Below are 22,131 nucleotides of genomic sequence, written 5' to 3' on the forward strand. Positions count from 1 at the left end.
GCCCCGGCACCCGCCGCCGTGCTCGCGGTCGCATCGGCACCTGAATCCCCGGTACTTGCGGCCGAGCAGTGCCCGAGGTCGCGGTGGTAGCGGCGGACCCGGAATCTGTCGGTCGTGGGTCGGCCGTGCGGCTGTCGGCGCGGGATCGTGCGGTGCGGGGTGTGCGGTGGTTGGCCGTGCGGTGGTAGCGGCGGGGGTTGTGGGATCAGGCTCGTAGGCGCAGGCCTTTCGGGGTGGCGCGGAAGCCTGCTTCCTGGAGGATGCCGGCCAGCCGGGAGCCCAGTGCCACCTCCCCGTCGGCTCGTTGCACCGCGAGCTGGCCCAGCCAGCCATCGCGCACCGCTCGGCTCAGCGCCTGCGCGGCGGCGCGCAGGACGGCTTCCTCCTCGGTGAACGACAGCAGCGAACGCCCACCGCGCTCCACGTACAGCGTGGCCGCGCCGTCCACCAGCACGGTCAGCGCGCCGGACTTGCGGCCCGGCCGGTGCTTGGCACCGCCCGGCTGGTCCGGCCACGGCAGCGCCGCGCCGTAGGGCTGGGCCGGGTCGGCGGCGGCCAGGACGACCGCCTGCGGGGTGCCCTCGTGGTCCTGACCGGGTGGTCGGGACAGGGCGCGCAGGCGGTCCACCGCACCCTTCGCCGCGAACTGGGCCGCACCCAGGCCCTCGACCACGTAGCCGCGCACCACCTGGCCCGACTCCTCCATCGCCCGCAGCACCCGGTACACGCCGCTGAACCCGCCGGTCACCCGTTCGGTGTCCAGCGCGCCCCTGGTGAGCACGCCGTGGCGCTCCAGGAACGCCTCGGCCCGCGCGTGGGCGCGCCTGGTCGGCTCGGTGGCGGGCACCACGGCCAGCGACCAGCGCCCGGCGACGGTGGGCGGGCCGGTGCGGCTGGGCAGGTCCGGCCGGCCCGCGCGCATCCGGGCGTAGCGGCCCCTCGGGGCTGTTCGGCGCGGCTTGTGCGCGGTGCCGCCGCCCGCGACCAGCGCCCGCAGCGGCGACAGGGTGTCGTTGGTGACCACGCCCGCCCACACCAGGTCCCACAGCGCGCCGACCACCTCGCCGTCGGTCGTCGGCCCCTGCAACGACACCCGGTCGACCACCTGGCGGAAGAACAGCGCGCCGCCGGCCAGCGCCTCGACCACGGCCGTGTGCAGGGACGACTCCGGGATCGCCTCGGGCACCAGGTCCGGCAGCAGCAGGTCGGCCACGTCCGTCGGGGCCAGGGCGATCCAGCCGTCACCGCCCGCCAGCGCGCCGCAGCCGGTCCACGTCACCTCGCCGGACGCGGTCAGCTCGTCCAGCAGCGCCGGCGAGTAGCCGGGCAGCCGGGCGGGCAGCAGCAGCGACTCCACCGCGCTCGCGGGCAGCGGCGCGCCCGCCAACTGCTCCACCACCGAGTACACGTCGTCCACGGTCGGCGCGGCCCGCAGCCGCCGGCCCACGCCGTGCCAGCTCGGCAGGAACCGGCCCAGCGCGGCCGGTTCCACCGGCTCGACCTCGGCGCGCAACCGGGCCAGCGACGCCCGCCGCAGCCTGCGCAGCACCTCCGCGTCGCAGTACTCGGTGTGGGTGCCGCCGGGGCGCAGCTCGCCGCGCACCAGCCGCCCCGCGCCCGCCATCCGCTCCAGCACCCCGGTGACCACCGCGACGCCCAGCCCGAACCGCTCCGCGGCCTCCGCCGCCGGGAACGGCCCGTGCGTTCGCGCGTACCGGGACAGCAGGTCGCCCAGCGGGTCCGCCACCGGCTCGGTGAACGCCTCCGGCACGCCCACCGGCAGCGCCACGCCCAGCGCGTCGCGCACCCGGCCCGCGTCCTCGATCGCGATCACCCGCTCGTCGCCCGCGATCCGCACCCGCAGCGCCCGCCGCTGCGCCACCAGCTCGGCCAGCCACTCCGGCCGGATACCGCGCTCCAGCGCCTCCGCCTCGGACAGGTCGCCCAGGAACCGCAGCAGGTCGGCCGCGCCCTCGGCGTCGCGCGCGTGCCGGTCCAGGACGAGGCGTTGCAGGGTGCGCTCGACCTCCTCGACCACCTCCGGGTCGAGCAGCTCCCGGATCGCCTCCGACCCCAGCAGCTCCGCGAGCAGCGCCGAGTCCAGCGAGAGGGCCGCCGCGCGCCGTTCCGCCAGCGGCGCGTCCATGTCGTAGAGGAACATCCCGACGTACCCGAACAGCAGGCTGCGCGCGAACGGCGACGGCGAGGGCGTCTCCACCTCCACCACGCGCACCCGCCGGGCCCGCACGTCGGTCATCAGCTCGCGCAGGCCGGGCACGTCGTACACGTCTTGGAGGACCTCGCGCATCGCCTCCAACACCACCGGGAAGCTCTCGTACTTCGCCGCCACCGACAGCAGCTGCGCCGAGCGCTGCCGCTGCTGCCACAACGGGGTCCGCCGCCTCGGGTCACGCCGCGGCAGCAGCAGCGACCGGGCCGCGCACTCCCGGAACCGGGCCGCGAACAGCGCCGAGCCGCCCACCTCGGCGACCACGATCTGGTCGACCTCCTCCGGGTCCAGCAGCACGTCGTCCGCGCCCGCCACGACCTGCGCGCCGTCCAGGTCGACGGCGTCCGGCAGCCGCACCACGATCCCGTCGTCGGAGTGCGCCGCCTGCGCCTCGATCCCGCGCCGCTCGCGCAGCCGGGCCGTGATGGCCAGCGCCCACGGCGCGTTCACCTGCGCCCCGAACGGCGAGTGCACCACCAGCCGCCAGTCGCCCAGCTCGTCGCGGAACCGCTCCACCAGCACGGTCCGGTCGTCGGGCACGTGCCGGGTGGCCTCGCGCTGCTCACCCAGGTACGCCAGCAGGTTCGACGTCGCCCACCCGTCCAGCCCCGCGCCGGCCGCCCGCTCCGCCGCACTCGCCGGGTCCATCGTGGACACCTCGCGCAGGAACTTCCCCAGCGCCCGCCCCAGCTCCAGCGGACGCCCCGGCGCGTCGCCCTTCCAGAACGGCATCCGCGCCGGCTGACCGGGCGCGGGCACCACGATCACCCGGTCGTGGGTGATGTCCTGGACCCGCCACGACGAGGTGCCCAGCAGGAACGTGTCGCCCACCCGCGACTCGTAGACCATCTCCTCGTCCAGCTCGCCCACCCGCGAGCCGGGGCCGTTCTCCGCCGCCGGGGTCATCACGGTGAACAGCCCGCGGTCGGGGATCGTGCCGCCGGAGGTCACCGCCAGCCGCTGCGACCCCGGCCGGCCGCGCAGCTCGCCGTTCACCCGGTCCCACGTGATGCGGGGCCGCAGCTCGCCGAAGTCCTCGCTCGGGTACCGGCCGGCCAGCATGTCCAGCACCGCCCGCAGCGCCGACTCGGGCAGCGCCGCGAACGGCGCGGCCCGCCGCACCAGCCCGGCCAGCTCCTCCACCGGCCACGGCTCCATCGCCACCATCGCCACGACGTGCTGCGCCAGCACGTCCAGCGGGTTGCGCGGGTACCGCACAGCCTCGATCGCGCCGTCCCGCATCCGCTCGGCGACCACCGCGCACGACACCAGGTCGCCCCGGAACTTCGGGAACATCACCCCGCGCGACACCGCGCCCACCTGGTGCCCGGCCCGGCCGACGCGCTGCAACCCGGACGCGACCGTCGGCGGTGCCTCCACCTGCACCACCAGGTCGACCGCGCCCATGTCGATGCCCAGTTCGAGCGACGAGGTCGCCACCACGCACGGCAGCCGCCCGGACTTCAGCTCCTCCTCCACCACCGTCCGCTGCTCGCGCGACATCGAGCCGTGGTGCGCGCGGGCGATCACCGGCGTGGCCTGGGTGGTGAAACCGGACTGGCCGATCGCCTCGGCCGGGAACCGGTCGGGATCCGGCGCGGCCTCCTGCGCGGCCTCCTCCGCCAGCTCGTTGAGCTTGGCGGTGAGCCGTTCGGCCAGCCGGCGCGAGTTGGCGAACACGATCGTGGACCGGTGCGCGCGGACCAGCTCCAGCACCCGCTGCTCCACCGCCGGCCAGATCGACGCCCGCTGCTCGGCACCCGACGCCGACCCGCTGACCTCGCCGGTCGGCTCGCCGAGCGCGGACATGTCCTCGACCGGCACCTCCACCCGGACCTCGATCGTCTTCGCGCTCGCGGGCTGCACGACCTCCACCGGACGCCCGCCGGCCAGGAACGCGCCCACCTCCTCGACCGGGCGGACCGTCGCGGACAGGCCGATCCGCTGGGCCGGCCGCTCCAGCAGCGCGTCCAGCCGCTCCAACGACAGCGCCAGGTGCGCGCCGCGCTTGGTGCCCGCCACCGCGTGCACCTCGTCCACGATCACCGTCCGCACGCCGCGCAGCGACTCGCGCGCCGACGACGTGAGGATGAGGAACAGCGACTCCGGCGTCGTGACCAGCACGTCCGGCGGTTTGCGGAGGAACGCGCGGCGCTCGTCGGCCGGGGTGTCACCGGTGCGCATCCCGACCGAGATCGACGGTTCCGGCAGCCCCAGCCGGTGCGATGCCTGCCTGATCCCGGCCAGGGGAGCGCGCAGGTTGCGCTCCACGTCCACTGCCAGGGCCTTCAGCGGCGACACGTAGAGGACCCGGCAGCGGTGCCGCGGCTCTTCCGGCGGCGGCTCCGACGCCAGCCGGTCCAGCGCCCAGAGGAACGCGGCCAGCGTCTTGCCCGACCCGGTCGGCGCGATGACCAGCGCGTGCTCCCCGGCGGCAGCCGCCTCCCACGCGCCCGCCTGCGCCGCCGTCGGCGCGGCGAAAGCCCCGGCGAACCACTGCCGGGTCGCGGGAGAGAAAGCTGCCAGTGCATCCATGCCGACCAGTGTGAACCGGAGGTACGACAGTGTGGGATTTGAGCCGCCTTCGGCGGCTCGGGCTCGGCCGCCTGGAAGTCGCGGCCTCGCGCGGTGGCTGAGTTGGGTGGAGGGGTTGAGGGGTTGAGGGGGAGCAAGAGACAGGGGAGCGGGGAGCGGGGGTGAGGGGAGAAATTAGTCACGAACTACTGACGCGGCCTCGGGTGGTGGGGGCTTGTGACAGGATCTCCCCGGTTCGTACGTGTAAGGGGTGACTGTGCGCGTCCTGTCCGTTGACCTGGGCACTTCCAACACCGTTGCGGTGCTCGCCGCGCACGGGCGCCCGCCCAGGGTCGTCGAGGTGGACGGGTCCGCCACCATGCCCTCGGCCGTGTACTGCGAAGAGGACGGCTCGCTGGTCGTCGGGCGGGACGCCGAGCGGCGGGCGCGGCTGGACCCGTCGCGGTTCGAGCCCAACCCCAAGCGCCGGGTGGACGACGGGACGCTGCTGCTCGGCGACAACGTCGTCCCGGTCGCCGACGCGCTGGCCGCCGTGCTGCGCCGCGTGCTGGAGGAGACCACCCGCCAGCTCGGCGGCGAGTCGCTGGACGAGATCCGGCTGACCCACCCCGCCCAGTGGGGGCCGACCAGGCGCAACGTGCTGGTGACGGCGGCCCGGCTGGCGGGCGTGACCAAGGACGTCGTGCTCGTGCCCGAGCCGGTCGCGGCGGCGTCGCACTACGCCTCGTTGTCGGTCGGTCAGGCGTTGGCCGTGTACGACCTGGGCGCGGGCACGTTCGACGTGGCGATCGTCGGCGCCACCCAGAACGGGTTCACCGTCCTCGCCGAGGACGGTCTGCCGGACCTCGGTGGTCTGGACGTGGACCAGGCGCTGCTGGAGCACGTGGGACGTCAGGTGTCGCACCGCGACCCGGCGGTCTGGCAGCGGCTGCTGCGCCCCGAGTCGACCGCGGACCGCCGTGCGCGGCGTGCGTTGCAGGAGGACGTCAAGGCGGCCAAGGAGTCGTTGTCGCGGCACGCGCACACCGAGGTCCCGATGCCGGAGCCGTTCGAGGACGTCCTGGTCAACCGGTCCGACCTGGAGGCGCTGGTCCGGCCGAGCATGCTGCGCAGCGCGGAGCTGCTGGCCTCGACGATCCGGTCCACCGGGATGGCGCCCAACCAGCTCGCGGGCATCTACCTGGTGGGCGGTTCCAGCCGGATCCCGCTGGTGGCGACCATGATCGCGGAGCAGGTGCGGGTCGTGCCGACCAGCCTGGACCAGCCGGAGACGGCGGTCGCGCTGGGCGCGCACCACGTGCCCAAGGACGGCGTGACGCCGCGTACGGACCAGCGCCCGGTCAAGATGACCAACGAGCCGGCCACCGTGGTCACCAAGCCGGTGACCGGCCCGAACCCGGTGGCGACCGCGCCGTACCCGCCGAACCCGACCGCCAGCGGCCCCTACCCGGTGAACCCGGCGATCAGCGGTGCCTACCCGGTGAACCCGGCGGTGAGCGGCCCTTACCAGGTCAACCCGGCGATGAGCGGCCCCTACCAGGTCAATCCCGCGGTCAGCGGCCCGTACCAGGTGAACTACCCGCAGACGGGGCCGCAGCAGTTCAACTTCCCGAGCGTCACGCGCGCGCAGCCGCCGCCGAAGAAGAAGCCCAACAAGAACGTGCTCATCGCGGCCGGGGCGGCCGTGGTGGTGGTGCTGGCCGTCGTGGGCGGCTTGTTCGCGTTCAGCGGCTCGGGCGTGCCCACCGCGCAGGAGTGCAAGACGGAGATGGACAAGGACCCGCAGGGCTTCACGCAGTGCCTGCGGCAGCTTGCGGGCAAGGTGCCGGACACGAGCACGTGCAAGGCGGGCGGCGCGGCCGGCGTGTCGGGCATCAGCGCCATCAAGGGCACCGTGGTGAGCTGCGCGATCCAGGACGACTACTCGGTCCAGTACATCCTCACCGAGACCGTCACGGGCGCGCAGCAGGGCGCGGACGCCGTGGTCCGCTCGTTGAAGACGGACATGGTCGAAGCGGAGTGGGCGGGCAACGGCCTCAAGGGCAAGTACCGGGCCGCCGCCGACGGTGGCGTGGGGCTGCTCGCGTTCACGGCCGACGACCGGCCGTTGCTCGGCATCGTGACCAAGAGCGGTGGCGGCGACCTGACGGCGGACACCGTCGCGACCTTCTTCGAGAACACCGTCCAGCCGGGCACCTGACCCTTGCGGAGGCTGTGCCTGCGCCATTCGGCCTGGCACGATGATGATCATGACCGCTGTCGAGGTGGTGCAACGCCGGGTTCTCCGGGTCCTGGGGGTCACCCAGGTGCTCGGCGCGGCGGGCGTCACCATCGGTCTGGCGGTGTCCACGCTGATCGCCGCCGTGCTGTCCGGTTCGGACGCGGTGGGCGGCCTGGCGCAGACCGCGGCGGCCCTCGGCGCGGCTTTGTTCGCCCTGCCCGCCGCACGTCTCGCCGCACGCCGCGGTCGTCGTCCGGCGCTCATCCTCGGCTACGGCGCGGGCGCGATCGGAGCGGTGGTCGCGGCCTGCGCGGTGGTGCTCGGCTCGTGGCAGGTGCTGGTCGCCGCGCTGGTCCTGTTCGGGGCCGCGAGCAGCGCGAACCTGGCCGCCCGGTACGCCGGGACGGACCTGGCGCACCCGCAGCGGCGGGCCCGTTCGCTGGCGATCGTGGTGTGGGCGGCGACGCTCGGCGCGGTCGCCGGGCCCAACCTGGCCGACCCGGCGGGGCAGTTCGCCGCACGGCTCAGCCTGCCGGTCGGGGCGGGGCCGTACCTGGCGGCGGCGGTGCTGTTCGGAGCGGCGGCGCTGGTCGTGCTGCGGTTCCTGCGGCCCGATCCGCTGACCCTGGCCCAGTCCGCGGCACCCGTGACGCCCGCGCATTGCGCCGGGGGAGTGGGTGACACACGCGGGTCCGCTGCGGTGTGGCGCGCGCTGCCCGCCACCGGGAAGCTCGCGCTGGGCGGCATCACGCTGTGCCACACGGCGATGGTGGGGCTCATGTCGATGACCCCGGTGCACATGGACCACGCCGGAGCGTCGCTGCGGGTCGTGGGCGTGGTGATCAGCCTGCACGTGGCGGCGATGTACGCGGCCAGTCCGCTGTTCGGGTGGATGGCCGACCGGTTGGGCCGGGTGCCCGTGCTGGCCATCGGCTCGGCGCTGGTGGTGGCCGCGTCCGGTGTCGCGGGCATGGCCCCGGCGCACGACGCGCCGCAGCTCGCGGCCGGTCTGACGCTGCTCGGCTTCGGCTGGTCGGCGGGGCTGGTGGCGGGGTCCGCGCTGCTCACCGAGTCGGTGTCGCCGACCGACCGGCCGGCCGCGCAGGGCCTGTCCGACCTGTCCATGAACATCGGCGGCGCGGTCGGCGGTGTCGCCGCGGGGATCGTGGTGACGGCGTGGTCTTACGCCGCGTTGGGGCTGCTCGTGGGCTTCACGGCACTGCCGCTGCTGGTGGCGTGCCTGTTCACGTCGTTGCAGCGGTCCCGCTGATCACTTCCGGCGGTTGTAGTACCACCACGCGCGCACGCCGACCACGATCGCGGAGACCAGGCAGGCGATGACCACGATCTGGTACAGCCAGGAGGCCGTGGAGTCGTCCATGGTCCGAGGTTAGCGGGCCGCGGCGGCGAACTCGCGCACACGGCTCGTCTCGCCCGCCGTGCGCCAGACCATCCCCCACTCCAGATGAGGCGCGCCTTCCAGCGGCAGGAACGCGATCTTGGGGCGCGCGAAGTACCCGGCCGCGTGAGCGCCCATCGGGCACACGCCTTCGCCGTTCGCGATGACCGTCATGAGTTCCTGGAACGTCGTAAGGGCGCGTCCGCGTGCGATAGGAAGGCCCGACGGTGTCGTGTCGCGCCAGAAGGCCGCGCGGAACACCGTGTCGCGGGCCAGGTCCTCCACCGTGACCCGGGACTGCCTGGTGAACGGGTGTGTGTCGGCCACCGCCAGCACCACCGGCTCGCGGTGGACCACGGGGCCGGTCGTCAGGTCGGGTTCATCGACCGGGAACAACGTCACCAGCACGTCCACCTCGTCGTCCCGGAGCAGCGTGAACGGGTCCGCGAACGGCGCTTCACGGACCCGGACCTCGCTGCCGGGGTGCCCGGCGCGGTAGCGGGCCAGGACGTCCGGGATGAGGTCGGCCAGGGCTGGGGCCTCGAAGCCCACCCGCAGCAGGCCGGTGCCGCGACCTGCGGCGATGGCGCGTTCCACGCCTTCCACGATCCGCTGGTACGCGGGCCCGACGTCGTCCCGCAGCCGGCGGCCGATGGGGGTCAGCGCGACCCGCCTGCTGGTGCGTTCGAACAGCGGTGCGCCGATGCGGCGTTCCAGTTGCTTCACGGTCTGGCTGACGCGGGCCTGGGACACGTGCAGGCGGGCGGCCGTGCGGCTGAAGTGCAGCTCCTCGGCCAGGGTCAGGAAAATCTCGATATCCCGCCGTTCCATAATGCCCAGGTTATCGTTCGTTGCGGTCCCGGTCGTTGTTGGGCCTGGCGGACCGGGAGATCGTTGCCACATGGAGAACACGCTGCTTGTCCGGGCCGACCAGGCCGAGAAGCTCACCGCCGACCCCGCCGCCGTCGTCACCCTGCTCGCCGACCGGGAAGGGCTGACCAGCAACCGCTCCACGTTCCGGGACGGCGCGAACGGCGCGCCGCCGCACTTCCACACCCGCGCGTCGGAGCTGTTCTTCGTGCTCGACGGCACCCTCCAGGTGCTGCTCGACCAGGACGTGATCACGCTGGAGCGGGGCGACTTCCTCGTCGTGCCGCCGACCACGCCACACGCGTTCGGCGCGGCCAAGGGCGCGGACGCCGACGTGCTGTTCGTCTTCACGCCCGGCATGGGCCGGTTCGACTACTACCGCCTGCTGGACCGCGTGCAGCGCGGCCAGGCCGACCCCGCCGAGATCCGGGCGTCGCAGGACCTCTACGACAACCACTACGTCGACAGTCCGGCCTGGCAGGCGGCGCGCTAGCCTGGACGCGATGCGCAATACGGTGTTCCGCAAGCTGATGTCCGACGAGTTCGGCCAGGTCAGGGCGGAGATGGTGGCCAGGGACCACGTGCTGTCCGCTCTCGGCGGGCGCACCCCCGACCAGGCGCTGGAGGCGGGCCTGCCGCCCAAGGCGATCTGGCTGGCCGTGTGCGAGGCGTTCGACGTGCCGGAACACCGGCGGTGACCGGGCGTGTCGGCCAGGCGGTCGAACACCTGTTCGGCTATAGTCCGCAGCACGTCCGGGTGACACGACCCCGCTGGTGACCCGGTCCCCGCCGAGAAATGTCGTACCCCGCCCGTAACGTCGGCCCCGACATCGCTCAGCGACCCAGAAGACAAACCGAGGTGGACTCCAGATGGCACAGGCACCCGACCGGGACAAGGCCCTCGAACTGGCCCTGGCCCAGATCGACAAGCAGTTCGGCAAGGGCTCGGTCATGCGGCTCGGCGAGGACGGCCGCGCTCCGATCGAGGTGATCCCGACCGGCGCGATCGCGCTCGACGTCGCGCTCGGCATCGGCGGGCTGCCGCGTGGCCGCGTGGTGGAGATCTACGGCCCGGAATCGTCCGGTAAGACGACCGTCGCGCTGCACGCCGTGGCCAACGCCCAGCGCAACGGCGGCATCGCCGCGTTCATCGACGCGGAGCACGCGCTCGACCCGGACTACGCCCGCAAGCTCGGCGTCGACACCGACGCGCTGCTGGTGTCCCAGCCGGACACCGGCGAGCAGGCGCTGGAGATCGCGGACATGCTGATCCGCTCCGGCGCGCTGGACATCCTGGTGATCGACTCGGTGGCCGCGCTGGTGCCCCGGGCCGAGATCGAGGGCGAGATGGGCGACAACCACGTCGGCCTCCAGGCGCGACTGATGAGCCAGGCGCTGCGCAAGATCACCGGCGCGCTGAGCTCGTCCGGCACCACCGCGATCTTCATCAACCAGCTGCGCGAGAAGATCGGCGTGATGTTCGGCTCCCCGGAGACCACGACCGGCGGCAAGGCGCTGAAGTTCTACGCCTCGGTGCGCCTGGACGTGCGCCGCATCGAGACGCTGAAGGACGGCGGCGAGCCGGTCGGCAACCGGACCCGCGTCAAGGTCGTGAAGAACAAGGTCGCCCCGCCGTTCAAGCAGGCCGAGTTCGACATCCTCTACGGCCTGGGCATCAGCCGTGAGGGCTCGCTCATCGACATGGGTGTCGACCAGGCGATCCTGCGCAAGTCCGGTGCCTGGTACACCTACGAGGGCGACCAGCTCGGGCAGGGCAAGGAGAACGCCCGCAAGTTCCTGCGCGACAACCCGGACGTGGCGAACGAGATCGAGAAGCGGATCAAGGACAAGCTCGGCATCGGCGCGACCCTCGACGCCGACGACAGCGCGCCGGCGCCGGTCGACTTCTAGCGGTGGCGGGGCAAGGCGGCCGTGGTCGCGGGACCTCTCGCGACCTCTCGGCCGACTCGTCTCCGACCCCGCTCGGCTCGACGGCTCCCGGCCCGACGGCTCCGGGCTCGACGGCTCCGGGTCCTGCGGTGACTCCCGGTTCCGCGGTTCCCGATCCGGTGGTGGCTTCCGGCTCGGCTGTTCCTGGTCCGGGGGTTCTTGGTTCGACGTCCGCCGATCCGTTTGGGGCGGCGAAGGGTGGTGTGGCGCCGGTGGCTTCGGCCGGTGCCGGGAACGGTGTGGCGGGGCCGGCGGTGTCGGCTGGTGCCCGGGGTGATGCGGAGGTGCCGCCTGTGTCGGCGGATGCGTGGGCCGATGCGGCGCAGCCGGTGGGATCGGGCGATGCCTGGAACGACGCGAAACGACTCGCGGTGCCGAGCGGCGGCGGGGTGCCGGCTTCGAGCGATGCCTGGGACGACGTGGTGAGTTCGGAGTCGGTGCGTGCCGATGCCGTGCGAGCCGATGCCATGCGAGCCGATGGGGTGAGCGCCGGGTCGGGCGAGGTCGAGTCGGGACATGTCGATCCGTTCGACGCGTGGGGGCAGCGTCGGGGTGCGTCCGGCGAAGCTGTGCCGTTCGCGCCTCCGGGCGGGGCGGTCGAAGACTCGGATGACCCGTTCGAGGAGTTGGGGCGGCGGCGGAACGCGTCGGGGGAAGCCTTGCGCGCACCGGCGGGAGCCGTGCGGGTCGAGCGTCCGGCTGACGATCCGTTCGACGCGCCTGCGCGCACGCGCGAAACTCCCGCGCGGGAACGTCCTGGGAGTGCGGCTTCGGCCGGGCCCGGTGCCTTCGAGCCCGGTGCCTTCGCGGGTGGAGCCGAGGATGACGGCGCGGCCGAGTCCGCGAGCGCGTTCGGGGCCGCGTCGAAGAGGGCTTCCGGTGGCGGTTCCCGGGGGCGGTCCGGTCGTGGGCGGACGTCGGGGCGTCGAGGGGCGAAAGAAGTCGACCCGGACGCGGAGGCCGCGCCGGTCGACCCGGTGAAGGAGCAGCGCAAGGCCACCGACATCTGCTACGCGCTGTTGACGGCTCGGGCCCGTACTCGGGTGGAACTCAAGGAAGCCTTGCTGCGCAAGGGCATCCGCGAGGAGACCGCCGAGGTGGTGCTCGGCAAGTTCGACCGCGCGGGCCTGATCGACGACGCGGCGTTCGCCGAGGTCTGGGTCCGGTCCCGGCACGCCTACCAGGGGCTGGGGCGTCGGGCGCTGGCCCGGGAGTTGCGGCAGAAGGGCGTGGCCGACGAGGTGGCCGCCGAAGCCGTGGCGGCCGTGGACGACGAGGCCGAGCAGGAGCGGGCGCGGGAGTTGGTGCGCAAGAAGCTCCGGTCGATGTCCGGGGTGGACGACCAGGCCAAGATCCGACGGCTGGTGGGTGCGTTGGCGCGCAAGGGGTATGCCGAGGGCATGGCGTACCGGGTGGTGCGCGAGGAACTGCGGGCGGCGGAAGTCGAGTCGCCGCTGGACGACTTCCTGCCGGACTAGCGCGGCTCCCGGTAGAGCGCCGGCTATCTTGTCCGGGAACGGAGGGGGTGCCGGTGACGAACGCCGTGAAGCACGTGGTCTGGGACTGGAACGGCACGCTGCTGGACGACGCGCACGCCATGCTCGGCGCGGTGAACCGGGTGTGCCTGCACTACGGCCGGGCCGCCGTGGAACTGGACGAGTGGCGGGCGATGTTCAGCCGGCCGCTGCCCGCCTGCTACGAGCGCCTGCTGGGGCGGGCGCTGTCGGTGGACGACTGGGCGCACATCGACCTGCTCTACCACGACGAGTACCGCACCCTGCTGGACACGTGCGGCCTGGCAACCGGCGTCCCGGACCTGCTGCGCGGGTGGGCGGGTACGCAGTCGCTGCTGTCCATGTGGTTCCACGACGAACTCGTCCCGCTGGTCGCCGAGCACGGGCTGACCGGGCTGTTCACCCGGGTCGACGGTCTGCTCCGGGACACCGGCGGCGGGTCGAAGGCCGGGCACCTGGCCGACCACCTCGCCCGGCTGGCACTCGACCCGGCCGACGTCGTGCTGATCGGTGACGTGGTGGACGACGCGGAAGCGGCCCGGCACGTCGGCGCGCGGGCCGTCCTGGTCACCACGGGCATGGGCGACCGCCCACGGCTGGAGGCGACCGGTGTCCCGGTGGTCGACTCGATCCCGGAAGCCCTGGCCCTGCTCGCCTGACCACCCCTGAGCCGGGTCCTGGCGCGAGGCGCGCCTCGCGCCAGGACGCGGGGGTCAGAGTGCGGACGCGGCCTTGGCGAGGGCTTCGATCCGGTCGAAGTCGCCGGCGGCCAGCGCGTCCTTCGGCGTCAGCCACGACCCGCCGACGCAGCCCACGTTCGGCAGCGCCAGGTAGCGGGGCGCGCTGTCCACCGTGATGCCGCCGGTCGGGCAGAAGCGCAGGCCGGGCAGCGGACCGCCGACCGACTTCAGGTGGTCCACGCCGCCCGCCGCCTCGGCCGGGAAGAACTTCAGCGCCGTCAGGCCGCGTTCGGCCAGCCGCATCGCCTCGGACACCGTCGCCGCGCCCGGCAGGAACGGCAGCCCGGTGTCCTCGACCGCGTTCAGCACCCGGTCCGTCGACCCGGGCGTGACCAGGAACGACGCACCGGCCTTGGCGGCCTGCTCGGCGTGCTCCGGCGCGGTCACGGTGCCCGCGCCCAGCACGATCTCGGGCACCTCGGCGGCGATCCGCTCGATCGCGGCCAAGGCGGCCGGCGTGCGCAGGGTCAACTCGATGACGCGGATGCCCCCGCGCAGCAGCGCCCGCGCCAGCGGCACGGCCTGCTCGGCGTCGTCCAGCACGACGACCGGGACGACGGGGGACAGGTCCAGCAGATCCGCGCTGGTGGTCACCGGGTTACCTCCTGGTTCGCGCGGCCCGCGAAGTGCGAGGCCGCGATGGGGCCGAACACGCTCGCGCCTCGGTCGGCCGGTCCGACCGAGCGGCGCAGCGCGCCGAACAGCTCACGTCCGGTGCCGGTCCACGCCTGCGCGTCCGGTGGGAAGTCCACCAGGTCGCGGTCGGCCAGCACGGCCGGGTCCACCAGCGCCTCCAGCGTGCCGGTCTCCGCGTCGACGCGCAGCACGTCACCGTCGCGCACGCGGGCCAGCGGACCGCCGACGGCGGCCTCGGGCGTGACCTGGATGGCGGCCGGGATCTTGCCCGACGCGCCGGACATCCGGCCGTCGGTGACCAGCGCGACCCGGAAGCCCCGGTCCATCAGCACGCCCAGCGCGGGGATCAGCTTGTGCAGCTCGGGCATCCCGTTGGCCTGCGGGCCCTGCTGCCGCACCACGACCACGACGTCGTGCTCCAGCTCGCCCGCCTGGAACGCGGCGCTGAACGCCTCCTGCGAGGTGAACACCCGCGCCGGGGCCTCGACCACCCGGTGCTCGGGCTTGACCGCGGACACCTTGAGCACCGCGCGACCCAGGTTGCCGCTGAGCATCCGCAGCCCGCCGTCGGCCGCGAACGGCTCGGACGCGGGCCGCAGCACGTCGAGGTCCAGCGACCGGCCGGGGCCGTTCCGCCAGGTCAGCACGCCCTCGACCAGGACGGGCTCCTGCCGGTAGCGGTCCAGCCCGGGGCCCGCGACGGTGCGCACGTCGGCGTGCAGGAGGCCGGCGTCGAGCAGCGTGCCGACCAGGAACCCGACGCCGCCGGCGGCCTGGAAGTGGTTGATGTCGGCGCTGCCGTTCGGGTAGACCCGGGTCAGCAGCGGCACGACCGCCGACAGGTCGGCGAAGTCGTCCCAGCCCAGTTCGATGCCGGCGGCGGACGCGATGGCCACCAGGTGCATGGTGTGGTTGGTCGAGCCGCCGGTGGCCAGCAGCGCGATCACGCCGTTGACCACGGACTTCTCGTCCACCACGTGCCCGATCGGGGTGTAGTCCTCGCCGCGGCTGATCTCGACGGCCCGGCGCGCGGCCTCCTCGGTCAGCGCGCGCCGCAGCTTGGTGCCCGGCGGCACGAAGCTCGCGCCGGGCAGGTGCAGGCCCATCACCTCGACCACGAGCTGGTTGGAGTTGGCGGTGCCGTAGAACGTGCAGGTGCCGGGGCTGTGGTACGAGGCCGCTTCGGCTTCCAGCAGGTTCTCCCGGGACGCCTTGCCCTCGGCGAACAGCTGCCGCACGCGGGCCTTCTCCGAGTTCGGCAGGCCCGAGTGCATCGGGCCCGCGGGCACCAGGATGGCCGGCAGGTGCCCGAAGGACAGGGCCCCGATGAGCAGGCCGGGCACGATCTTGTCGCACACGCCGAGCAGCAGCGTCGAGTCGAACATATCGTGCGACAGGGCGACCGCGGTCGACATCGCGATCACGTCCCGGCTGAACAGCGACAGCTCCATGCCCGCGCGGCCCTGGGTGATGCCGTCGCACATCGCGGGCACGCCGCCCGCGAACTGCGCCACGCCGCCGACCGCGCGGGCCGCGTCCTTGATCCACGCCGGGTACTCGTCCATCGGCTGGTGGGCGGACAGCATGTCGTTGTACGCGGACACGATCGCCACGTTCGGGCGACGGAGGGCGCGCAGCGCCTCCTTGTCACCGCCGGTGATCCCGGCGAAGCCGTGCGCGAAGTTGCTGCACGCGAGGTCCCGGCGGACCGGTCCCTCGGAGTGGGATTCGGTGAGTCGTTGCAGGTAGGCGGACCGGCTGGCGGCGCTGCGGGCGGCGATGCGAGCCGTCACCTCGGTGACGACGGGATGCACGCTCATGGTTCGCTGTCTCCGGTGGTGATCACGGGCCGTGGTGGGCCCGGTGGGACGACAGCGCTGGCGTCGCACGGACGGACGTGACAGCACCCACACTATGTCACGACGCCTGATCGCCACAAAAACGATTCAGACACTGAGACACGACGCGGTGACCTGTGGTGCTTGTCACAGGGCCTCCGAACGGGCAGAGTCGGCACCCGGACCCCAAGGGAGGTGCTGCCATGACGTCCTCGGAGATCGTGGAGCTGCGTCGGGCCCTCGGCCAGCTTCGCCATTGCGTCGGCTCCCTGCGCACGCGCTACGGCGACGTGGCCGCGGTGCAACGGCTGGCGAACGACGTCGAGCGGATGGACATCGACGCGACCGAGCTCATCGACCTGGACAGCACACCCCGACAACGCGAGGCGCCCAGGGTGGAGCGTGAAGTGGTCGTCGTGCCCGACACGCCCTACGACCCGAAGCTCTGGCACGACGCCGACGACGAGGGTCTCGGCGGATACCGCCACACCTGAACGACCGCAGGCCGGCCCCCGCGACACCACGCGGGGGCCGGTTTCGGTTTTCCGGAGCCCCGTCCCCCGGGAGGGGCTCCACCGATTCGACCCGAGCTCCACCGGATCGGTCCGACCCGAGCTCGACCGGACCGGTCCGACCGTCCCCACCACAACGAAGTGGAACCGAGGTGAGGTATGAGGGCGCAGATCGCCCAGCGCACGTTGCGCACTGACCGGTGGTGGCTACCGCCCCTGGTCACCGTCGCGGGTCTGCTGCTGATCTCGATCTACGCGGCGGTGCGCACCTTCATGGGCGACTACTACTGGGTCGACGAGTACCGGTACCTGACGCCCATGTACTCGCCCTGCCTGAGCCAGGAGTGCGTGGAAGCGGCGGCGCACTTCGGACGCCCGCTGCCGGAGCTGCCGGGGTTCCTGACACCCCCGGTGGTGATCATCCCGTTCCTGCTGGGCTTCCGGGTGACCTGCTACTACTACCGCAAGGCGTACTACCGCGCGGCGTGGCTGTCCCCGCCCGCGTGCGCGGTCGCCGAGCCGCACGCCAAGTACACCGGTGAGACCCGGTTCCCGTTGATCGCGCAGAACCTGCACCGCTACTTCTTCTACGCGGCGTCGATCCTGCTGCTGATCAACATCTACGACGCGATCTACTCGCTGACCACCGGTCTCGGCCTGGGCAACATCGTGTTGCTGGTGAACGTCGGCCTGCTCGGCGCGTACACCCTGTCCTGCCACTCGTGCCGGCACATCGCCGGCGGGCGGCTCAAGCACTTCTCGAAGCACCCCGTGCGGTACTGGATGTGGACGCGGATCTCCAAGCTGAACGCCCGCCACATGCAGTTGGCGTGGGCGTCGCTGATCTTCGTCTGCGTCACCGACTTCTACGTCGCGCTGGTCTCCTCCGGGACGATCGCCGACCTCCGGATCATCAACTGAGGAGCTGGTTTTGCCCGAGGTGGAACGGCATTCGTTCGACGTGCTGGTGATCGGCGCCGGTGGCGCGGGCCTGCGTGCGGCGATCGAGGCCAGGGAACACGGGATGCGCACGGCGGTGCTGTGCAAGTCGTTGTTCGGCAAGGCGCACACGGTGATGGCCGAGGGCGGTATCGCCGCGGCCATGGGCAACGTCAACTCCAACGACAACTGGCAGGTGCACTTCCGCGACACCATGCGCGGCGGGAAGTTCCTGAACAACTGGCGGATGGCGGAGTTGCACGCGCGCGAGGCCCCGGACCGGGTGTGGGAGCTGGAGACCTACGGCGCGCTGTTCGACCGCACCAAGGACGGTCGGATCAGCCAGCGCAACTTCGGCGGCCACGAGTACCCGAGGCTGGCGCACGTCGGCGACCGCACCGGTCTGGAGCTGATCCGCTCGTTGCAGCAGAAAGTCGTTTCGCTGCAACAGGACGACCACGCGGCGACCGGGGACTACGAGTCGCGGCTCAAGGTCTTCCAGGAGTTCACCGTCACCGACCTGGTGCAGGAGAACGGGAAGATCGCCGGCGCGTTCGGCTACTGGCGCGAGTCCGGGCGGTTCGTGCTGTTCGAGGCGCCCGCGGTGGTGCTGGCGACCGGCGGTATCGGCAAGTCGTTCAAGGTGACCTCGAACTCCTGGGAGTACACCGGCGACGGGCACGCGCTCGCCCTGCGGGCCGGCGCGTCGCTGATCAACATGGAGTTCATCCAGTTCCACCCGACCGGCATGGTGTGGCCGCCGTCGGTGAAGGGGATCCTGGTCACCGAGTCGGTGCGCGGCGACGGCGGCGTGCTGCGCAACTCGGACGGCAAGCGGTTCATGTTCGACTACATCCCCGAGGTGTTCAAGGACAAGTACGCCGACAACGAGGACGAGGCGGACCGCTGGTACGCCGACCCGGACAACAACCGCCGCCCACCGGAGCTGCTGCCGCGCGACGAGGTGGCGCGCGCCATCAACTCGGAGGTCAAGGCGGGCCGGGGCTCCGAGCACGGCGGCGTGTTCCTCGACGTGTCGACCCGGCTGCCCGCCGAGGAGATCACCCGGCGGCTGCCGTCGATGCACCACCAGTTCAAGGAACTGGCCGACGTCGACATCACCGCGCAGCCCATGGAGGTCGGGCCGACCTGCCACTACGTGATGGGCGGGGTGCAGGTCGAACCAGACACCGGCGCGTCGTCCGTGCCGGGCCTGTTCGCGGCGGGCGAGGTGTCCGGCGGGATGCACGGCTCCAACCGGCTCGGCGGCAACTCGCTGTCCGACCTGCTGGTGTTCGGCCGCCGCGCGGGCGAGGGCGCGGCGACCTACGTGTCCGGGCTGACCGAGCGCCCGGTGTGCTCCGACGACGCCATCGCCGAGGCGCAACGCGTCGCCGTGGAACCGTTCTCGCGTGACGGCGGGGAGAACCCGTACACGCTGCACATGGAGTTGCAGCAGGCGATGAACGACCTGGTCGGCATCATCCGGAAGGCCGAGGAGATGGACCAGGCGTTGAAGCGCCTGGACGACCTGAAGGAACGCGCGCTCGCGCTGACGGTGGAAGGCCACCGCCAGTTCAACCCCGGTTGGCACCTGGCGCTGGACCTGCGCAACATGTTGCTGGTCAGCGAATGCGTGGCACGGGCGGCGCTGCTGCGTACCGAGTCGCGCGGCGGCCACACCCGCGACGACTACCCGGGGATGGATCCGGACTGGCGGCGGAAGCTGTTGGTGTGCCGGGTTTCGGGCCCTGGATCCGGCTCTGGATCCGGCTCTGGATCGGGTCTCGGTTCGGGATCTGGTTCGGGCTCGGGCTCGGAGGTGACGGTCGTGGAGGAGGCGCAGATCCCGATCCGACCGGACCTGCTGGCGCTGTTCGAGGCCGGCGAGCTGCAGAAGTACCTGACCGCCGACGAACTGGAGGGCTGACATGGGGTACCAGGGGCACTTCAGGGTGTGGCGCGGCGATGCGGACGGAGGCGGCCTGCACGACTTCACGGTGGAGGTCAACGAGGGCGAGGTCGTTCTCGACGTCATCCACCGGTTGCAGGCCACCCAGGCGGCGGACCTGGCCGTGCGGTGGAACTGCAAGGCCGGCAAGTGCGGCTCGTGCTCGGCGGAGATCAACGGCAAGCCGCGGCTGCTGTGCATGACCCGGATGTCGGTGTTCGCCGAGGACGAGACGGTCACGGTGACGCCGATGCGCACGTTCCCGGTGATCCGGGACCTGGTGACCGACGTGTCGTACAACTACACGAAGGCGCGCGAGGTCCCGGCGTTCCGGCCGCCCAAGGGCGTCGCACCGGGCGACTACCGGATGTCGCAGATCGATGTCGAGCGGTCCCAGGAGTTCCGCAAGTGCATCGAGTGCTTCCTGTGCCAGAACACGTGCCACGTGATCCGCGACCACGAGGAGAACAAGGAATCGTTCTCCGGGCCGAGGTTCCTGATGCGCGTGGCGGAACTGGAGATGCACCCGCTGGACGAAGCGGACCGCGTGCAGGAAGCGCAGTCCGAGCACGGCCTGGGGCTGTGCAACATCACGAAGTGCTGCACGGAGGTCTGCCCGGAGCACATCAAGATCACCGACAACGCCCTGATCCCGATGAAGGAACGCGTCGCGGACCGCCGCTACGACCCGATCGTCTGGCTGGGCGACAAGTTGTTCCGCAGGTCTTGACGGCGGGGCCTGAGGGTCGGTCTTGAGGGTTGGATTCGAGGGTTGGTCTTGAAGGCGGGGCCGGGTGGGTGTGGTTGCCTGCTCGGCCCCGTTCAGGTTCGAGGGTCGGGTCAGTCCCAGAGGCGGTCGAAGCGGGCCAGGGCGTCGTCCAGGTCCGGGAGCAGGCCCACGGGGGCGCGCATGTTGGCGCCGCAGCCCTTGGACGACGGGCCCGTCGCTTGGAGCCACGCGCGCATGTCGCTACTTTTCCACCGTGCAGTCGAGCACGTATCCGTTGTGCCGGGTTTAGCGTCCAAGGCGATGAGTTGGCCGGACCGGTGTCGTAGTCGCGGTGGACTACGAAAGCGTTGCCGGGCAACAGCCCTGGTGAACTCGACACGCCTGATCCGGTTGCCCGCCTGGTCGGGCAGGCCGTCGCGCCGGCTCACCAGAACGGTCGCGTGGTGGTGGGGACCGTGGTGGTGGGCCGGCCCGTGGCGAGGTCGACGATCGTGATCCGACTGGCCGGTTCCAGGTGCCCGTAGGGCGGCTGGACGTTCGTGTAGGCGGTGCGCTCGTCGGCCTCGGTCGACCAGCAGTCCAAGGCGATGTTTCCCGAGGCGGTCAGGATCCGCCCGTCGGTCAGCGCGTGCACCGCCCAGACCTTGCGACGTGGTGTCCGGAAGGCGATCGTGGTGAGTGCCGGGGTGGAGGTCGGAACGTCGTCGGTGGGGGAGCCGGTGACCTCGATCGACCGTGGACGGACCGTGGTCCAGTCGCGGACGACGTGGCGCGGTAGCGGGAGTCGTCCGGCAGAGCGGAGACGACAAGACCTGACTCCGTGGTCACCAACAGCAGTTTGCCCTCGTGCATGTACCCACCGTTATACGACCCGGTGCCCGCAGCGACCAGCGGCAGCGTCGGGTGGAACGCGAGGCAGTGCACCGGCCAGTGGCTCTGCACCAGGTGCAGACAGGTGTGATCGTCGGCGCGGTAGACGCCGATCTGACTGTGGTGGACGCGCACGTCCCAGGCGTTCCACTGCGCCGGACCGAGATCACCTGCCACGGCGATCGTGGTGGCGGACGCGGCGGCGACAGGGGGCCGGCCGACCTCACCGAACGGACCCGCACCAAGCACCCGCGTGGTGCGCACGACGTTCATCGGCTGATCGTGACACGGCGGGGGAGTGCACATGTTCGTACCGTGCTCTATCCAGCCGGCCGTTACTTCGTCAGCTGCCCTCGGTCCAATAGCGCTGGAGCCTGGCGACCGCCTCGTTCTTGCTCATTCCGGCTATCTCGGACTCGTCCAGGCCGACGCGTGAGATCAGCAAGTGCACGAGGTCGACAGGCAGCGCCTCCGCCGGCGGCTCGGGTGTCCCGCGAGCGGGCCTGACTCTGTCCAGCACGCATGACCAGAACGTCGGTTCGTCCACGTCGAGTTGGTCGCGGAGGATGTGCTTCCAGCTGCTCGGTCCGTAGCCGGTGCGATCCACCGGATGCGAAACGCGGGTGCGCAGAATCCTGCCGTCTACAAGATCGAGTTCGTAGGTGACGTGATGCGTTCCGCTTCGCCCGCGGACGTCGCGCACCCGGCGCCATTCCTCGACCTGGCAGAACTTCTCGTGATCCTTGCGGGTCGGCTGCGGCAAGGAAGTCACCGCGCGGCACCGACAAGCCAGTCGCGCAGCTGCTCGTCGTCGCTGAGGCTGATCAACTGCACCAACCCCCAGTTGTCGCGGTGGTTGGGAGCGTTGAGCAGGCGCTCCTGCCAGTCTTCCGCGTACTCCCGCAGGGCATCGATCATCTCGGTGATCGCTTCGTCGAACGACGCGCCATCAGCGGACACCGGCAGTCCCGCGATGAACACCGACCAGCCGCCGGCCTCGGGGACGACTTGGGCGCGCGACGGGACGATCGACGCGAGGAAGTGGCGCAGCCGCTTGACGTCCACGACAGCTGTCGTCGCCGAGTCACGTCGAACCGTGGCGACTCGCCCCTGCTCCGCAGCGTCCAGCAAGTCTTTCAGGTGAGCGCGTGCCTCGGTGTAGCTGTCGTAGTGAACGGCGGACATGCCGGCCTCCC

The 22,131-nt window shown here is 72.0% G+C and carries 19 protein-coding genes; 11 read left to right on the plus strand and 8 right to left on the minus strand.

What is annotated here, in order from left to right; genetic code table 11:
* Positions 1-205: 205 nt before the first annotated feature.
* Positions 206-4,765 carry an ATP-dependent helicase gene (locus tag BN6_RS08205; protein WP_015099106.1) on the minus strand — a complete coding sequence of 1,520 codons (4,560 nt, stop codon included), beginning with the start codon at positions 4,763-4,765 and terminating at the stop codon, positions 206-208.
* 256 nt (positions 4,766-5,021) lie between these two features.
* Between BN6_RS08205 and BN6_RS08210 the strand changes: the two genes are divergently transcribed.
* Positions 5,022-6,965 carry an Hsp70 family protein gene (locus tag BN6_RS08210; RefSeq protein WP_015099107.1) on the plus strand — a complete coding sequence of 648 codons (1,944 nt, stop codon included), beginning with the start codon at positions 5,022-5,024 and terminating at the stop codon, positions 6,963-6,965.
* Between the two features lie 49 nt (positions 6,966-7,014).
* Positions 7,015-8,256: an MFS transporter gene (locus tag BN6_RS08215; RefSeq protein ID WP_231905138.1), complete on the plus strand. Its 1,242-nt coding sequence runs from the start codon at positions 7,015-7,017 to the stop codon at positions 8,254-8,256.
* Positions 8,257-8,376: 120 nt separating this feature from the next.
* Here BN6_RS08215 and BN6_RS08220 read toward each other — a convergent pair whose 3' ends face one another.
* The gene (locus BN6_RS08220; protein WP_015099110.1) at positions 8,377-9,216 is read right to left on the minus strand and encodes a LysR family transcriptional regulator; all 840 of its coding nucleotides are present in this window, start codon (positions 9,214-9,216) and stop codon (positions 8,377-8,379) included.
* Between the two features lie 70 nt (positions 9,217-9,286).
* Between BN6_RS08220 and BN6_RS08225 the strand changes: the two genes are divergently transcribed.
* The 5 genes from BN6_RS08225 to BN6_RS08245 all read left to right on the plus strand — a co-directional run bounded on the left by BN6_RS08225 (position 9,287) and on the right by BN6_RS08245 (position 13,378).
* Positions 9,287-9,748, plus strand: a complete 462-nt coding sequence (locus BN6_RS08225) for a cupin domain-containing protein (RefSeq protein ID WP_015099111.1) — start codon at positions 9,287-9,289, stop codon at positions 9,746-9,748.
* Between the two features lie 10 nt (positions 9,749-9,758).
* On the plus strand, positions 9,759-9,953 hold the full coding sequence (locus BN6_RS08230) for a DUF3046 domain-containing protein (protein ID WP_015099112.1): 195 nt from the start codon (positions 9,759-9,761) through the stop codon (positions 9,951-9,953).
* A 172-nt stretch (positions 9,954-10,125) separates the two neighbouring features.
* Positions 10,126-11,166, plus strand: a complete 1,041-nt coding sequence (recA, locus tag BN6_RS08235; RefSeq protein WP_015099113.1) for a recombinase RecA — start codon at positions 10,126-10,128, stop codon at positions 11,164-11,166.
* 1,016 nt (positions 11,167-12,182) lie between these two features.
* A complete protein-coding gene (locus BN6_RS08240; RefSeq protein WP_041312283.1) occupies positions 12,183-12,683 on the plus strand; it encodes a regulatory protein RecX in 501 nt (166 codons plus the stop codon).
* 53 nt (positions 12,684-12,736) lie between these two features.
* The gene (locus BN6_RS08245; RefSeq protein ID WP_231905140.1) at positions 12,737-13,378 is read left to right on the plus strand and encodes an HAD family hydrolase; all 642 of its coding nucleotides are present in this window, start codon (positions 12,737-12,739) and stop codon (positions 13,376-13,378) included.
* A 54-nt stretch (positions 13,379-13,432) separates the two neighbouring features.
* Here the strand turns inward: BN6_RS08245 and eda are convergent, their stop codons facing one another.
* Positions 13,433-14,053: a bifunctional 4-hydroxy-2-oxoglutarate aldolase/2-dehydro-3-deoxy-phosphogluconate aldolase gene (eda, locus tag BN6_RS08250; protein ID WP_015099116.1), complete on the minus strand. Its 621-nt coding sequence runs from the start codon at positions 14,051-14,053 to the stop codon at positions 13,433-13,435.
* Positions 14,050-15,915 carry a phosphogluconate dehydratase gene (gene edd, locus BN6_RS08255; RefSeq protein ID WP_015099117.1) on the minus strand — a complete coding sequence of 622 codons (1,866 nt, stop codon included), beginning with the start codon at positions 15,913-15,915 and terminating at the stop codon, positions 14,050-14,052. Before edd ends, eda begins: the two co-directional genes overlap by 4 nt.
* A 221-nt stretch (positions 15,916-16,136) precedes the next feature.
* Here edd and BN6_RS08260 point away from each other — a divergent pair, with 221 nt between their 5' ends.
* The 4 genes from BN6_RS08260 to BN6_RS08275 all read left to right on the plus strand — a co-directional run bounded on the left by BN6_RS08260 (position 16,137) and on the right by BN6_RS08275 (position 20,065).
* Positions 16,137-16,427: a hypothetical protein gene (locus BN6_RS08260; RefSeq protein ID WP_015099118.1), complete on the plus strand. Its 291-nt coding sequence runs from the start codon at positions 16,137-16,139 to the stop codon at positions 16,425-16,427.
* Between the two features lie 177 nt (positions 16,428-16,604).
* Positions 16,605-17,366, plus strand: coding sequence for a hypothetical protein (locus BN6_RS08265; RefSeq protein WP_015099119.1), 762 nt, complete (start codon positions 16,605-16,607; stop codon positions 17,364-17,366).
* 10 nt (positions 17,367-17,376) lie between these two features.
* The gene (locus BN6_RS08270) at positions 17,377-19,314 is read left to right on the plus strand and encodes a fumarate reductase/succinate dehydrogenase flavoprotein subunit (RefSeq protein WP_015099120.1); all 1,938 of its coding nucleotides are present in this window, start codon (positions 17,377-17,379) and stop codon (positions 19,312-19,314) included.
* Between the two features lies 1 nt (position 19,315).
* Complete coding sequence (locus BN6_RS08275; RefSeq protein WP_015099121.1) at positions 19,316-20,065, plus strand: succinate dehydrogenase/fumarate reductase iron-sulfur subunit; 750 nt, start codon at positions 19,316-19,318, stop codon at positions 20,063-20,065.
* 110 nt (positions 20,066-20,175) lie between these two features.
* Here the strand turns inward: BN6_RS08275 and BN6_RS49485 are convergent, their stop codons facing one another.
* The 4 genes from BN6_RS49485 to BN6_RS08290 form a co-directional block, all read right to left on the minus strand.
* Positions 20,176-20,301: a hypothetical protein gene (locus BN6_RS49485; RefSeq protein WP_269454326.1), complete on the minus strand. Its 126-nt coding sequence runs from the start codon at positions 20,299-20,301 to the stop codon at positions 20,176-20,178.
* Between the two features lie 188 nt (positions 20,302-20,489).
* Complete coding sequence (locus BN6_RS08280; RefSeq protein WP_015099123.1) at positions 20,490-20,699, minus strand: hypothetical protein; 210 nt, start codon at positions 20,697-20,699, stop codon at positions 20,490-20,492.
* A gap of 579 nt (positions 20,700-21,278) precedes the next feature.
* Positions 21,279-21,707 carry a cytotoxic translational repressor of toxin-antitoxin stability system gene (locus BN6_RS08285; protein WP_231905142.1) on the minus strand — a complete coding sequence of 143 codons (429 nt, stop codon included), beginning with the start codon at positions 21,705-21,707 and terminating at the stop codon, positions 21,279-21,281.
* Entirely contained in the window at positions 21,704-22,120 is a 417-nt protein-coding gene (locus BN6_RS08290) for a prevent-host-death protein (RefSeq protein WP_041312286.1), read from the minus strand. Before BN6_RS08290 ends, BN6_RS08285 begins: the two co-directional genes overlap by 4 nt.
* Positions 22,121-22,131: the final 11 nt, after the last annotated feature.

Origin of the sequence: Saccharothrix espanaensis DSM 44229, from assembly GCF_000328705.1 — a bacterium.
Classification (GTDB): Bacteria; Actinomycetota; Actinomycetes; order Mycobacteriales; family Pseudonocardiaceae; genus Actinosynnema; species Actinosynnema espanaense.